The following is a 14,242-nucleotide window of genomic DNA, read 5'->3' as shown; positions in this document are numbered from 1 at the left end:
AGGCGCCCTTCGTCGTGCTCGGTGTCAGCCCTGCGGCGGGCGCGACGGGGAGGCGCCGATGTCGGGCACGGCCGCGCTGCCCAGGTGCACCTCCAGGTCGTCGGCGCTCGGCGTGCGCGGGCGGCGCGCGGTCGGCCGATCGAGGTAGAACAGCGCGGTGGAGGCGATGTCGTCCCGCAGCGGCAGGTATCGCCAGCCGCTGCGCCAGCCGAGCGCCTGGATGTCGACCCTCGGGATGCCGGTGGTGAAGTGGATCGGGTCGAGCACGTGCCAGCGGTACATGCCGAAGCGCTGCTGCGACACGTAGAGGCCGTCGGGCCGGATCACCTGCGGCATCCCCAGATACGGCGTGGAGAAGGCGGTGTAGCCCTGGCCGGGGATGTCGAAGTTCCACGCGCCGCCGAAGTAGTCCTCGGTGCCGGTGCCGCAGATCGTGGGGTGGTCGGTGTCGTCGTCGAGGTAGAACTTGATCTCGCCCTCACCCCACCAGCCGTTGGATTTCACGCCCCACGCGATGTAGGTGCCGACGTACTGCCCGCGCCCCTCGATGCCCTCCAGCAGGACGTGCGGGGTGCGGTCCTCCAGCGGGTTCGAGCGCCGCCACTGCGCGTGGAAGTAGGCGTCCTCCGAGTGATCACCCCCGACCTCGTAGGTCACCTGGTAGTAGACGCGCACGTCGACGGTCGACGTGTTCTCGAGCGTGAGCCGGGCGCCGTCGCGGAACGGCATCGGCCAGTAGGAGTTGAAGCCGCCGTGCGGGTTCGCGGCGATGGTCTGCGAGTTCACCTGGGCGAACACGCCCCATCCGTTGCAGAAGAAGTCGCCGTAGGGCACCTCGACCGCGGGTTCCGCGGCGCCGTCCCAGTACGCGCGCAGCAGCAGGGTGCGCCAGTTGTCGGTGTGGGTGGTGATCCAGATGTGGGTGATCTTGCCCGGACCGTCGATCGCGGCGAGCTCGAAGGTCTCTCCGGCCGGGATGTCGACGCTGGGGGAGATCTTCCAGCCGGGGCCGAGGTCGCGGGCGCTCGCCGCACCGGTGCCCTCGGTGGCGCGGCCGCCGCCGCCGGGAGAGCCGTCGAAGTTCTCGGGCGAGATGGACCGGGTCTGCACGGTGCGCAGCGCTGCGAGCGTGGACAGAGAGGAGGGGGCAGGGGTCATGGCCGCCAATGTAATCGATTTCAGATCGATGCACCAGAGACCTCGCGAGCGCGCGATACTGTTGCTTCACGTCCGGGGTCACCGGACAGGCAGTGAGGGTGCATGGCCACGATCTACGACGTCGCGGAGCTCGCGGGCGTCTCGCCCGCGACGGTCTCCCGCGTGTTCAACGGCACGAGCGTCTCGGAGGAGAAGGTGGCCGCGGTGCGCGAGGCCGCCGCCCAGCTGCACTTCACGCCGAACCGCGCGGCCCGCACCCTGCGCACCCAGAGCTCCGAGGTCATCGCGCTCGTCATCCCCGACATCGAGAACCCGTACTTCACCGAGATGGCGCGCGGCGTGGAAGACGTCGCCTCCGAGGCCGGGTACTCGGTGGTGCTGTGCAACTCCGACGCCCAGCTGGAGAAGGAGGCCACGTACCTGCGCATCGCGATCGCCGAGCACATGTCGGGCGTCATCATCGCGACCGCCGACGAGCACAGCGATCTGAGCGGCATCCTCGCCACCGGGCGCCCCGTCGTCGCGGTCGACCGCAGCACCACGTACGACATCGACGGCGTGGTGATGGCCAACCGGGCCGCCGGCACCTCCGCCACGCAAAACCTCATCGCCGCGGGCTACCGTCGCATCGCCTACATCGGCGGGCCCGAACACATCGACACCGCGGCCGAGCGCGCGGCCGGCTGGCGCTCCGCGCTCTCCGCCGCAGAGCCCGACCTCGACCTGGACGAGCTCGTGCGCTTCGCGACGTTCCGGGTCGACGGCGGCCGCGCGGCCATGGAGGAGCTGCTGGCGCTGCCCGAGCCGCCCGACGCGGTGGTCGCGGGCAACAACCTCATCGGCGTCGGCGCCCTGCAGGTGCTCACCGAGCGGGGGCTCACGCCGCCCGCGGTCGGGGTCGCGGTGATCGGATCGCTGCCCTTCACCACGCTCTCGCCCACGGCGGTCACCGTCGTCCGGCTCCCGGCGCGGCACATGGGGGTCACGGCGGCGCGCATGCTGCTGGAGCGGATCAAGGGCGACACCCAGCCCGCGCGCACGGTGGTGCTGCGCAACGAGGTGCAGTCCGCGAGCACGCCCCGCGCCTGACGCCCCTGCGGGCGGGCGGGGCTCTTTCGGTGAAAGGCTCACGCGTCGGCTTGCGGCTTGAAATCGATTTCGTTTACCATGGCGAAAGGTCGGATCACCGGCCGCCCTGCGTCGAGGAGGACCATGCGCTGCACCATCGGTGTCGACATCGGCACGTCCAGCAGCAAGGGCGTGCTCGTCGACGAGGCGGGGACGATCCTCGCGACCGCGACGCGCGCGCACGAGGTGAGCCGCCCCCGCACCGGCTGGGTCGAGATGGATGGCGACGTCTGGTGGGACGAGTTCGTCGGCCTGGCCCGTGAGCTCCTGGCCGCAGTGCCGGAGGCCGAGGTGGCCGGGGTCGGCGTCAGCGGCATGGGTCCCTGCATCCTGCTCGCCGACGAGCACGACCACCCCGTCCGTCCCGCCATCCTCTACGGCGTCGACACCCGCTCCACCGCGCAGATCGCACGGATGACCGCGGAGCTGGGCGACGAAGACATCACCCGCGTGGGCGGCTCGACGCTCACGTCGCAGGCGGGCGGTCCCAAGATCGCCTGGGTCGCCGACGAGGAACCGGAGGCGTGGTCGCGCGCCCGCCGCCTCTACATGCCCGCGTCCTGGCTCGCCCGCAGGCTGACCGGCGCCTACGTGCTCGACCACCAGTCCGCCAGCCAGGTGTCGCCCCTGTACGACATCGAGCACGAGCGCTGGCACGAGCCGTGGTGGCAGCGCTATGCGGGCACGATCGAGGCCCCGGAGCTGCGGTGGGCGGGCGACGTGGCGGGCGCCGTGACCGACGCGGCCGCCGCCGCCACCGGCATCCCCGCCGGCACCCCCGTGATCACCGGCACCATCGACGCCTGGACCGAGGCCGTCAGCGTGGGCGCGCACGAGCTCGGCGACCTGATGCTGATGTACGGCACCACGATGTTCCTCGTCGCGACCGGTGCCGAGACCCTGCGCACGCCCTCGATGTGGACGACCGCCGGTGCCTTCGCCGGCACGCGCAACCTCGCCGGCGGACTCTCGACCTCCGGCGCGCTCACCGCCTGGCTGAAGGACCTCACCGGCGCGGACTACCCGGAGCTGCTCGGCGAGGCCGCCACGTCCGGCCCCGGCGCCCGCGGGCTCCTGATGCTGCCGTACTTCGCGGGCGAGCGCACGCCCATCCAGGACCCGGATGCGCGGGGCGTGATCGCCGGCCTCACGCTGGAGCACACCCGCGGCGACCTGTACCGCGCGGCCCTCGAGGCCACGGCACTCGGCGTGCGCCACAACGTCGAGACCATGCGGGCCGCCGGCGCCGACATCCGCCGCATCGTCGCGGTCGGCGGCGGCACCCAGGGGCGCCTGTGGCTCCAGATCGTGTCCGACGTCACGGGACTCGTGCAGGAGGTGCCCGAGACGACCATCGGCGCGAGCTACGGCGCCGCGTTCCTCGCCGCCGGAGCCACCGCGACCCCGGGTGCTGCTCCCGCCATCGACGACTGGAACCCGATCGCCGAGACCGTGCGGCCCGACGCGGCGCTGCGCCCCTTCTACGACGCCCTGTTCGACCGCTACGTCCGGCTGTACGAGGGGACCACATCCGTCGTCCACGACCTCGCCGCGGACCAGCGCGACGCGACCCCGACCACCCCGACCCCGGAGGCACCATGACCACGTACACCCTGCCCGCGCCCGCCGCGCGCCCGACCGCGGCACCGAAGACCGCGTACCTCATCACCTCGGGCGATCTGCGCGAGTCGGCGAACGTCGCCGGGTGGCCGATCCAGGTGGAGCTCGAAGCGGGTGTGACGGGCGTGCTGAACGACCTCGGCTGGGAGGTGATCCGGCCGTTCGGCGTCGACCCCGAGACCGGTCACGGCTTCATCTCCAGCCAGCGCATGGGCCTCGAGGTGTTCCGCGACATCCCGACCGATGCCCCGCTGGTGGTCGCGATCGCCAACTGGCAGTACTCGCACCACGTGCTCGCCGGGCTGCGCACGCACGAGGGCCCGATCCTCACGGTCGCCAACTTCGCCGGTGACTGGCCGGGGCTGGTCGGTCTGCTCGGCCTGAACGCCGGGCTCACGAAGATGGGCAAGCCCTACGCCACCACCTGGTCGGTCGACTACACCGACGACTGGTTCATCGACGGCATCCGCGAGTGGACCGAGACCGGCGCGATCACGCACGACCAGTCGCACGTGCGTCCGCTGCCCGCGCTGCCGGACAGCCCGGAGAAGCAGCTCGGTGAGGCCCTGGCCGCGCAGCTGCGCGCCGACAAGGCCATCATCGGCGTGTTCGACGAGGGCTGCATGGGCATGTACAACGCGATCTTCGACGACGAACTGCTCAACCACACCGGCATCTACAAGGAGCGGCTGTCGCAGTCGGCGCTGTACGCCGAGATGCTGACCGTGACGGAGGACGAGGCCGACGCTGCGTACGACTGGCTGATCGACCACGGCATGACCTTCCGCTACGGTGACGACGCCGCGACCGAGCTCACGCGCGAGCAGGTGCAGTGGCAGCTCAAGATGTACATCGCCGCGCTGCGCATCGCCGACGACTTCGGGCTCGACGCCGTCGGCATCCAGTACCAGCAGGGTCTCAAAGACCTGGTGCCCGCGTCCGACCTCGCCGAGGGCATCCTCAACACCACGGAGCGCCCGCCGGTCACGTCGCGCGACGGCTCCCGCGTGCTGCACGAGGGGCGCGCGTTCCCGCACTTCAACGAGGCCGACGAGGGCGTCGCGGTCGACGCACTCGTGACCGACCGGGTCTGGCGGGCGATGGGCCTCGTGCCAGACAACACGCTGCACGACGTGCGCTGGGGCGAAGACTTCGACGGGCAGTTCGTGTGGGTGTACGAGATCTCCGGGTCCGTGCCCGCCTCGCACCTCGGCGGCTGGGAGCACGCGGAGGGCTGGCGCCAGGGCCATGTGTTCTTCCCCGCGGGCGGCGCCACCATCAACGGCGTCTCGAAGCCCGGCGAGGTCGTGCTGTCGCGCGTGTTCATCGCGGACGGTGTGCTGCAGGCCGACATCTTCCGCGCCTCGGTCGTCGAGCTGCCGGAGGAGGAGACGCAGCGCCGCAAGGACGCCACCAACCCGGAGTGGCCGATCGCCCACGTGGTGCTGCACGGCATCTCGCGCGACCAGTTCATGGCGCGGCACAAGGCCAACCACGCGCAGCTCGTCTATGCGCCCGACGCCGAGACCGCAGACCGGGCCCTCAGCGCGAAGGCCGCCATGTTCGACGGGATGGGGATCCGGGTGAACCTCGTGGGGGACGTGCGCGTCTGAGACGGGCGCGGGGCGTCACTGCGAGCGCCAGAACCGCACGGCGAGGTTCGTGAGCTCCTTGTCGAGGTCTTCCACCTTCGACTCGATCCGACCGAGGCGGGCGTCGATCCCGTCGATGCGGGCCGAGAGGGTGCCTTCGACGCGGTCGATGCGGGCGGAGAGGGTGCCTTCGACGCGACCGACCTCGGAGCGGATGACACGACTGAGCTGCGTCGTCAGGAGGGTCATCCCGCCGAGCATCACGGCGGCGAAGACGCCGAGCAGCGTCCAGATCTGCGGGTCGTTCACGGGCATGCCTCCAGTGTCTGCCAGGACATCCACGGTGTCACGGTATTCCGCAGGCGCCCGCGCGCGAAGACCCCATCGGTGCGGTGACCGTCGCCGGACGGCGTCGTGGAGGAGGGGTGAGCGCGCCGGTCAGCGGCCGGGCGCGGGCGTCGCGGCGACCGCAGGGACCGTGTCCGCACCCGTGCCGTCGGCACCGGGGCGCAGTCCGCTCGGCGGACCGCTCAGGGCGCGGAGGGCGTAGAGGATCGTGGCGAGGTCGACGAGTTCCTGCACGAGCGCCCCGGCGACCGCGGGGATCAGGCCCGTCATCGCCACGACCATGAGTCCGACGCTCAACCCGATGCCGATCCAGATCGCCGTGAGCGCGACGCGCAGGGTGTGCCGGCCGATGGCGACCGCGTCCACGACCTTCGCGAGCGAGTCGACGAGGATCACCACGTCGGCCGCGTCGCCCGCCGCGGTCGCCCCCTTGGCGCCCATCGCGATGCCGATGTCGGCCGCCGCGAGCACCGGGGCGTCGTTCACGCCGTCGCCGACCATCAGCACGGGCCGTGGTTCGAGCTCGGCCGCGAGCCGCACCTTCTCCGGCGGGAGCAGTTCGGCGTGGACCTCCTCGATGCCCAGCTGGTGCGCCACCGACTCCGCCGTCGACCGCACGTCGCCGGTGAGCATCGCGACCCGTTCCACCTCGTGCAGCCGCAGCCACGAGACGACCGCGGCGGCCTCCGGTCGCGCCGCATCGGCGAGCAGGAGCGCTCCGGCGAAGCGTCCGTCCACCGCGACGTAGGCGGCCGCCTCGCCCGTGCCCAGCTCGGCGCGCACGGTGTCGGGCGCCAGCGACGCGACGTAGGCGGGCTTGCCGACCACGACCGTGCGGCCCCGGATCGTCGCGGAGACGCCGTTGGTCGCGGTCTCGCTCGCCTCCGCGGCCGCCTCGAGGGGCAGCCCCCGCGCCTCGGCGGCGGTGCGGATGCCCGCGGCCAGCACGTGCGACGAGTACTGCTCGGCCGAGGCGGCGAGCTGCAGCACCTCGTACGCGTCGAAGCCGGGCGCCGGTCGCACCTCGACCAGCTCCGGGCGGCCCTGCGTGAGCGTGCCGGTCTTGTCGAACGCGGCCGACCGGACGCGCGCGATCTGCTCGACCACGGCCCCGCTCTTCATGATCACGCCCGACTTCGCGGCCCGGGACAGGCCGCCGAGGAACGCCACGGGTGCCGCGATCAGCAGCGGGCACGGGGTGGCGAGCACGAGCACCTCCGCGAAGCGCGTCGCATCGCCCGACAGCGCCCACGCGGTGCCGGCCAGGACGAGCGCGACGGCCGTGAAGGGGATCGCGAACCGGTCGGCGAGACGGACGATGGGCGCGTGCGAGGACTCGGCCTGATGCACGAGGGCGACGATCTGCTGGTACTGGCTGTCGGCTCCGGTGCGCAGGGCGCGGAGGCGGATCGCCCGGCTGCCGTTGATCGCGCCGGACAGCACCTCCTCGCCCGCGTGCCGCGAGACCGGCAGGCTCTCACCGGTGAGCGAGGACTCGTCGAACTCGCCCTCGGTCGTCAGCAGCGTGCCGTCGACCGGCACGATCTCGGCCGGACGCACCAGCAGCACATCACCGACCGCGACCTCGTCGACCGGCACGTCGTGCGCCTCGTCCGACTGCGCGTCGCCGGGGTCGTGCAGCACGTGGGCGATGCGCGGCGACCGGTCGAGCAGGGCCGACAGGTCGCGGCGGGCGCGGCGGCCGGCGAAGTCCTCCAGCGCCTCCCCGCCCGATAGCATCAGCACGATGATGAGCGCCGCGATGTACTCGCCGACGGCGAGCGTCGCGACCATCGCCACGACCGCGAGGATGTCGAGGCCGACGTGGCCGCGGAGCACGTCGCGCACCATCCCGATCAGGGTCCACACCACGACCGCGGCGACGTACACCGTCGCGATCCAGCGCCCGACCTGCTGCTGATCGACCGCGTGCAGCACGCCCACCAGGGCGAACGCCAGCACGGTGAGGGTGATGACCGGATACCGCCACAGCAGGCTGAGCGAACGCATGCCCCCAGCATCCCGCGGAACGGCGGCGGAGGCCAAGGGCGGATCGTCCACTCTTTCACCCGCAGAACTTAAGCGATATAGTCGGCCGCGAGTCGCGCCGATGCGGCTCGCGCTCGACAACGATGCCGAAGGAGACGAACCCCCATGTATCCGTCCTCATCCAGAAGTCACCGCCATCGGCGCGCCTTCACGGCCGCCCTCTCCGCCGCTGCGGTGGCCCTCACCGCGGTCGCCGCGACGGGCCCGGCCGCTGCGGACGCCACCGTCGACGAGGCGAAGCTGGCGGTCTACGTCGAGGTCAACTCGAACGATTTAGCGAACGTCGCCGACTACACCCTGGCCGATTCGGGTCGCCCCGCCGTGGATCTCGCGATGATCTTCGCCGCGAACATCAACTACGACGGCCAGCAGGCGTACCTGCACTTGAACGAGCGGGTGACCGAGACCCTGCAGGATGCGGAGAACCAGATCCGGCCGCTGCAGGCGCAGGGCACGAAGGTGCTGCTGTCCGTGCTCGGCAACCACCAGGGGGCCGGGTTCGCGAACTTCACCTCGTTCGCCGCCGCCGACGCCTTCGCCGCGCAGCTCGCGGACGCGGTGACCACGTACGGCCTCGACGGCATCGACTTCGACGACGAGTGGACGGAGTACGGCGCCAACGGCACACCGCAGCCCAATACCCAGTCGTTCGGGTGGCTGGCGACCGCGCTGCGCGAGCGGCTCGGCCCCGACAAGCTCATCACGCTCTACGCGATCGGCCCGTCGTACACCACCACCGACTTCACGCAGTTCGACGTCGACGGGGTGCTCGACCACGCCTGGAACCCGTACTACCCGACGTATGACGCCCCGACCGTGCCGGGCCTGGACGATCGCGCGCGGCTCGGCGCCGCGGCGATCGACCTGTCGAACACGAGCGCCGCCACCGCGGCAGACTTCGCGCAGCGCACGGTCGCCGACGGGTACGGCGTCTACGTCGCCTACAACCTCACGGCGACCGACCAGTCCGCCTACCTGTCCGGGATCACGCAGGCGTTGAAGGGAGAGGCCACGGTCTTCCAGGCGCCTCCGGCAGACACGACCGCGCCCACCGTGACGTTCAAGAGCGGCGCGCAGTTCACCAAGCAGAAGGACGACGGTTACAAGCGGGTGAGCTTCCGGCTGCACGACGAGGGGCTCATCGACCGGATCGTGCTGAACGGCGTGCCGACTGACCTGGAGAACGGGGAGTCCCGCGACCTCGACGTGCTGAAGCCCGGCGTGCTCGGTGCCGTCCTCGGGGTCAACACGCTGCAGGTGGTCGACGTCGCCGGAAACAGCACCGAGGTGACGTTCACGCTGACGAAGTGACCGGCGCGAGGGCGAACAGCTCGAGCTGACGGATCGTGACCTCGGCGTCCGCGCACAGGCGGATCGCCGGGGTCACGGTCCGTGCGGCCAGGGTGAACGGGGTCGTGCGATCCGGCCGCAGCGCCTCGGCATGGGTCGCGGCCACCCGCTCCCACCCGCCGTCCGCCCGCTCGACCTCCCAGTGCCACCCGGACGCGGGCGTCGCGGTGACCGCGGTCACGCTCACGTCGGTGATGTCGCGCGCCGCGGGGAAGCGCCACCCCACCCACTCGCCCGGCCGCAGGCTCACGCCGTCGGTCCCCGCGGGGTCGCCGTCGTCGAACAGTCGCGCCGCGTGGTCGAGGCCCCGGGAGGCGATCGACTCGCCCGCCTCCGAGGTCAGGTCCGGGTGCCACGGCTCGACGGCGACGTCGGGCCCCGGGGCCTCCAGCGCCTCCGCGGGGTCGAGCGTGAAGGTCAGGTCGAGCACCGCATCGCCGGTCAGTCGTTCCACGGGCAGGTCGGCCGTGGGGAGGGGGTCGCCGTCGAGCAGCGCCGACCGGAGCACGTGGGCGCCCGGCTCGCTCCGCTGCACGCGGATCCGCAGCGTCGACCCGTCACCGCGATCGACGCGGACGTCGTCGAACAGCGGGGAGCCGATGCGCAGCCGCCCGGAGGCGAGCTCGAGCGGATACAGGCCCAGCGCCGCCCACAGCCACCAGGCGCTCATCTCGCCGTTGTCCTCGTCGCCGGGGAAGCCCTGCCCGATGTGCGCGCCGGCGAACAGACGCCCCGCGAGGTCGTGCACGATCGCAGCGCCCGCCCACGGGCGGTCGGTGAACGCATACAGGAAGGGGATGTGGTGGGCGGGCTGGTTCGAGATCGCGCACATGCCGGAGCGCAGCGCGCGGGCCTCCCGCTGCTCGTGGATGACCGTGCCGTAGGCGCCGCCGAAGCGTTCGTCGGCGGTCTCCGGCTCGGCGAACAGCGCGTCGAGGTGGCGGCCGAGCCCGGCCGGGCCGCCGTACAGCGTCGCGAGCGCGGGGCCGTCGTGCACCGCGCCGACCGACATCCCCCACGCGTTGGTCTCCACGTTGTCGCCACCCCACACCCGGGGGTCGAAGCCGGGCGCGAACGCCCCGTGCGCGTCGCGGCCGCGGAAGAATCCCGAGTCGGGATCGAACAGGGTGCGGTACGACCGGGCGCGGTTGGTGAGGTAGCGGGCGAACGCGCGGTAGCGGGCGGCGTCCGTGGCGGTGGCGGCGTCATCGGCGAGCTGCCGCGCGAACCGCCCGAGGGCCGCGTCGCTCACGGCGTTCTCGATGCTCCAGCTCATGCCCTCCGGCACGTCGGAGGAGATGTACCCGGTGAAGCGCCCGCGACCGATGCCCTTGCGGCCGCGACGGGCGTCCGGCCCCGGCTCGCACGCGTGGCGCCAGCCGCTCTCGAACGTGGCCTCCCGGTCGAACGTCACACCCCAGCGCGCGGCGTCGGCGAAGATCTGGTCGCTCGACGTGCCCACCATGCTGTCGACGTACCCCGGGGCGCTCCACCGCGCCATCCACCCGCCCCGCCGGAACTGGGCGAGCTGGCCGTCCAGCAGCTGCCCGGTCAGGGCGGGGTCGAGCAGCGCCAGCGCGGGCCACTCCGTGCGGTAGGTGTCCCAGTAGCCGTTGTTCACCACGAGCTCGCCCTCGGCCACGGGCGCACTGGTCTCGGTCTCCCCGAACGGCGCGCGCGGCGCGAACACGTCGGCGAAGCGGTGGTCGGGCGCGGTGGTGGTGCCCGCGTTCTCGCTCGCCGTGTTCGGGTACAGGTGCATGCGGTGCAGGGCCGCCGCGATCCGGGCGCGATGCTCCTCGTCGGCGAGACCGCGGTACGGCCGCTGCCGCGGGTCGAGCGGAGGGAGAGTCACACGGCCGAGCAGGCGGTCCCACGCGGCGGCTGCGGCGGCGCGCAGCTCCTCGAAGGATCGGGACGGCGGAGCCTCCTGGGCGAGGCTGCGCCGGGCCTGCGCGATCGACAGGAACGACACCGCGATGCGGACCTCCAGGCTGCCGCGCCCGTCGAGGTGCCCGGCGACGCGCCCGCGCCCGTCGTCGTCGAGCCGGCCGCGCGCCTCGGTCGCGCCGACCGTCGCCCCGGCGAAGTAGCAGCGGGGCGCGTTGCCCCAGTCCTCCGCGCCCTCCGGGATCCAGCCCTCGAACTCGCCGTCGTCCGTCCAGGTCAGGCGGCCGTCGTCGGTGAGCTGATCGATCACGAAGCCGACGGTGGCCGTGGGGTCGTCGGCGCTCACCCGGAACGCCGCCGCGTGCGAGGTCGCGGTCATCGCCACGTGCAGTCCGTCGCCGAGGTCGGCGGCGTACTCGTGGGGGCGCGCCCGTTCGCTGCCCGGCACGATCCACCGTCGCCGTGCCGCGCGCTCCGAGCGGGCGCGGCCGAGGAACGGCATGAGCTGCAGCACCGAGCGATCACCGATCCACGGGCTCGGCTGGTGCGAGAACTGCAGGGCCTCCAGGCGGCGGCCCTGCGGATCGTCGTGCACGAACGGGCGGTACGGCCAGCGGGCGTCCGCGGCGTCGGTCGCTGGCGTGACGAACGTGAAGCCGTGCGGCACCGCCACCGCCGGGATCGTGTTGCCGCGCGAGAACCGCGGTCCGGAGTGCGTGCCGCGGCGGGTGTCGACGCGCTCGACCGGCGGCAGGTCGGGGTCCGCCGGTCGGCGTTCCTCCACACGGACCTGCACGAATCCGGTCGCGCGGGCGGGCAGACCCTCCGCGCCCGTGAGCGACGGCGCGCCCAGCACCAGCTCGACCGTGGCCCGCACCGCGCCTCCGGTCGACAGAGGGGCGAGCGCGACCGTATCGGCGTTCCACTGCTCCGGGAGGCTCCAGCGGGCGGCGAACTGCGCCTCGGGCGTGAGCGGCACGTCGTAGCGGTCGCGGACGGCGGTGTGGTCGCTCAGCCGGGTCCCGTCCGCCGTTCGCACGTCCACCGTCACCGCGAGCGCCGCGTGCGGAGCCAGGGTCGCGTCCGGCCCGTCGGCGTAGAACGCCCAGTGCAGCACGGTCTCGGGAGTGACGGTGAGGTCGGAGAGCCCCGGCACGTCCAGCCGCTGCGGCCCCAGGGCGGGATCGAAAGCGAACGCGAACACGTCGCCGGGGAGCACCCCGGCGTGCGGGCGCGACGACGGGGGATCGGCCGGACCGGCGGCCGGGGTCAGCGGCGCCGCGGTCACCCCTTCAGCGCACCCTCCTGCACGCCCTTGAAGAAGAACCGCTGCGTGAAGGAGAACATGATGATGATCGGCACGAGGGCGATCATGGTGCCCGCGGCGATCAGGCGCGGGTCGACCGAGAAGCTGCTGTTCAGGTACGCCATGCCGACCGTGAGCGTGTACTTCGCGGGGTCGGAGAGCACGATCAGCGGCCACAGGTAGTCGTCCCACGCGCCGATGAACGCGAAGATCGCGACGACCGACACCATGCCGCGGATGTTGGGCCACACGATGTGCCGGATGCGCTGCCACGTGGTCGCGCCGTCGACGGTCGCCGCGTCGAGCACGTCCTTCGGGATCATGCGGCACGCGGTGGCCACGAGCAGCACGTTCATGGCGCTGATCGCTCCGGGCAGGAACACGCCCCACAGCGTGTCCGCGAGCCCGAGGGCGCGGATGGTGAGGAAGTTGCTGGTCACGGTCACCTCGCCGGGGAACAGCAGGGTGGAGAGCAGGATGCCCATCACGATCCACTTGCCGCGGAACCGCATGCAGCCCAGCGCGTAGCCCGCGAAGGTCGCCAGGATCACGTTGCTCAGCACCGTGCCGAGCGAGACGAGCAGGGAGTGCCACGCGTACAGGTACACCGGCACGATGTCGGCGACGCGCGTGTAGTTCTGCAGGGTGGGGTCGCGCGGGATCAGCTCCGGCGGGAACGAGTAGATGTTCTCCTGCGGACCCTTGAACGACGTGGACAGCTGCCACACGAACGGCCCGATCACCAGGAAGAGCACCAGGAGCAGCAGCGCGTAGCGGCCGATCAGCCCGCCGAGGGTCGGCTTGCTGAAGTCGCCGGAGCCGCGGTGCCGGAAGATGCGCTCGCGCGCGGGGCGGACCGGGGCGTCGTCGGCGCGGTCGTCGGCGCGCGGTGGAGTGAGCGTGGTCATGCGGAGACCTTCGCCTTCTTCTCGCGGTTCATGAACGCGATCGCGGCCAGGGGCACGAGCGTCAGGAGGAACAGGGCCACGCTGATCGCGGAGGCGTAGCCGATGTTGCCGTTGAGTCCGGAGCCCACCTGGCGGATCAGCATCACGAGCGACATGTCGTAGCCGCCGGGGCCGCCGGTGCTCTTGGAGAGCACGTCGAGCTCGGCGAACACGCGCATGGCCGACACCGCGATCAGCACCGAGATGAGGAGCATGGCGCCGCGCACGGACGGGATCGTCACCGAGAGGAAGCGACGGAACGAGCCGGCACCGTCGAGCATCGCAGCTTCGTGCAGCTCCTTGCCCACGTTCCCCAGCGCCGCGAGGTACACGACCATGTAGTAGCCCAGGCCCTTCCAGACCGTGAGCAGGATGGCGCAGCCCAGCAGCAGCCAGCGGTCGACGAGGAACGCCATCGGCTTGTCGATCAGACCGAGGAACTCCAGGGTCTGGTTGATGATGCCGCGACTGTCGAACAGCCAGGTCCAGATGAGGGCGACCACCACGACCGAGGCGATCACGGGGAAGTAGAAGGTGGTGCGGAAGAACGAGATGCCCGGCAGCTTCTTCTGCACCAGCAGGGCGAGCAGCAGCGGCAGGATCGTGAGCAGCGGCACGCACACGACCACATAGATGAGGCACGTCGTCAGCGCGTTCCAGAACATCTCGTCGCCGAACATGCGCTCGTAGTTCGCGCCGCCCACGAACTCGGGGGTGCGCAGAGGGCGGGCGTTCGTGAAGCTGAGGACGACCGTGTTGAGGAACGGCCACAGCGCGAACACCAGCACCCAGATCACGGCGGGGGCGAGGAGCAGCCACGGGGTGAACCACCGGTGGGACCTCATCGTCGTCCT

10 protein-coding genes are annotated in these 14,242 nt (G+C 71.9%); 4 read left to right on the top strand and 6 right to left on the bottom strand.

What is annotated here, in order from left to right:
- Nucleotides 1-24 precede the first annotated feature (24 nt).
- Nucleotides 25-1,158: a glycoside hydrolase family 172 protein gene (locus ACFV3I_RS00170; RefSeq protein ID WP_378822125.1), complete on the bottom strand. Its 1,134-nt coding sequence runs from the start codon at nt 1,156-1,158 to the stop codon at nt 25-27.
- Between the two features lie 102 nt (nt 1,159-1,260).
- Here ACFV3I_RS00170 and ACFV3I_RS00165 point away from each other — a divergent pair, with 102 nt between their 5' ends.
- The 3 genes from ACFV3I_RS00165 to ACFV3I_RS00155 all read left to right on the top strand — a co-directional run bounded on the left by ACFV3I_RS00165 (nt 1,261) and on the right by ACFV3I_RS00155 (nt 5,519).
- Nucleotides 1,261-2,247, top strand: coding sequence for a LacI family DNA-binding transcriptional regulator (locus ACFV3I_RS00165; protein WP_378822124.1), 987 nt, complete (start codon nt 1,261-1,263; stop codon nt 2,245-2,247).
- Between the two features lie 123 nt (nt 2,248-2,370).
- Nucleotides 2,371-3,888: an FGGY-family carbohydrate kinase gene (locus ACFV3I_RS00160; RefSeq protein WP_378822123.1), complete on the top strand. Its 1,518-nt coding sequence runs from the start codon at nt 2,371-2,373 to the stop codon at nt 3,886-3,888.
- A complete protein-coding gene (locus ACFV3I_RS00155; protein ID WP_378822122.1) occupies nt 3,885-5,519 on the top strand; it encodes a fucose isomerase in 1,635 nt (544 codons plus the stop codon). Before ACFV3I_RS00160 ends, ACFV3I_RS00155 begins: the two co-directional genes overlap by 4 nt.
- Before the next feature lie 15 nt (nt 5,520-5,534).
- On the opposite strand, the gene ACFV3I_RS00150 is transcribed toward ACFV3I_RS00155, so the two are convergent.
- A complete protein-coding gene (locus tag ACFV3I_RS00150; protein WP_136036303.1) occupies nt 5,535-5,813 on the bottom strand; it encodes a hypothetical protein in 279 nt (92 codons plus the stop codon).
- A 123-nt stretch (nt 5,814-5,936) separates the two neighbouring features.
- Nucleotides 5,937-7,856, bottom strand: coding sequence for a heavy metal translocating P-type ATPase (locus tag ACFV3I_RS00145; protein ID WP_378822121.1), 1,920 nt, complete (start codon nt 7,854-7,856; stop codon nt 5,937-5,939).
- A 144-nt stretch (nt 7,857-8,000) separates the two neighbouring features.
- Between ACFV3I_RS00145 and ACFV3I_RS00140 the strand changes: the two genes are divergently transcribed.
- Nucleotides 8,001-9,206 carry an endo-beta-N-acetylglucosaminidase H gene (locus ACFV3I_RS00140; protein WP_378822120.1) on the top strand — a complete coding sequence of 402 codons (1,206 nt, stop codon included), beginning with the start codon at nt 8,001-8,003 and terminating at the stop codon, nt 9,204-9,206.
- Here ACFV3I_RS00140 and ACFV3I_RS00135 read toward each other — a convergent pair.
- From ACFV3I_RS00135 to ACFV3I_RS00125, 3 genes are read right to left on the bottom strand one after another with little or no spacing between them, the layout of a single operon-like run.
- Nucleotides 9,190-12,423, bottom strand: coding sequence for a GH92 family glycosyl hydrolase (locus ACFV3I_RS00135; RefSeq protein ID WP_378822118.1), 3,234 nt, complete (start codon nt 12,421-12,423; stop codon nt 9,190-9,192). The genes ACFV3I_RS00140 and ACFV3I_RS00135 overlap by 17 nt on opposite strands.
- Nucleotides 12,420-13,349 carry a carbohydrate ABC transporter permease gene (locus ACFV3I_RS00130; RefSeq protein WP_136036573.1) on the bottom strand — a complete coding sequence of 310 codons (930 nt, stop codon included), beginning with the start codon at nt 13,347-13,349 and terminating at the stop codon, nt 12,420-12,422. The genes ACFV3I_RS00135 and ACFV3I_RS00130 overlap by 4 nt, the downstream gene beginning before the upstream one ends.
- Nucleotides 13,346-14,233, bottom strand: a complete 888-nt coding sequence (locus tag ACFV3I_RS00125) for a carbohydrate ABC transporter permease (RefSeq protein ID WP_136035139.1) — start codon at nt 14,231-14,233, stop codon at nt 13,346-13,348. Before ACFV3I_RS00125 ends, ACFV3I_RS00130 begins: the two co-directional genes overlap by 4 nt.
- Nucleotides 14,234-14,242 lie beyond the last annotated feature (9 nt).

The sequence above is a fragment of the Microbacterium sp. NPDC059771 genome, from assembly GCF_042732495.1.
GTDB classification, from domain to species: Bacteria; Actinomycetota; Actinomycetes; order Actinomycetales; family Microbacteriaceae; genus Microbacterium; species Microbacterium sufflavum.
The sequence above is the reverse complement of the archived record's forward strand: the minus strand, read 5'-3'. Positions and strand labels throughout refer to the sequence as shown.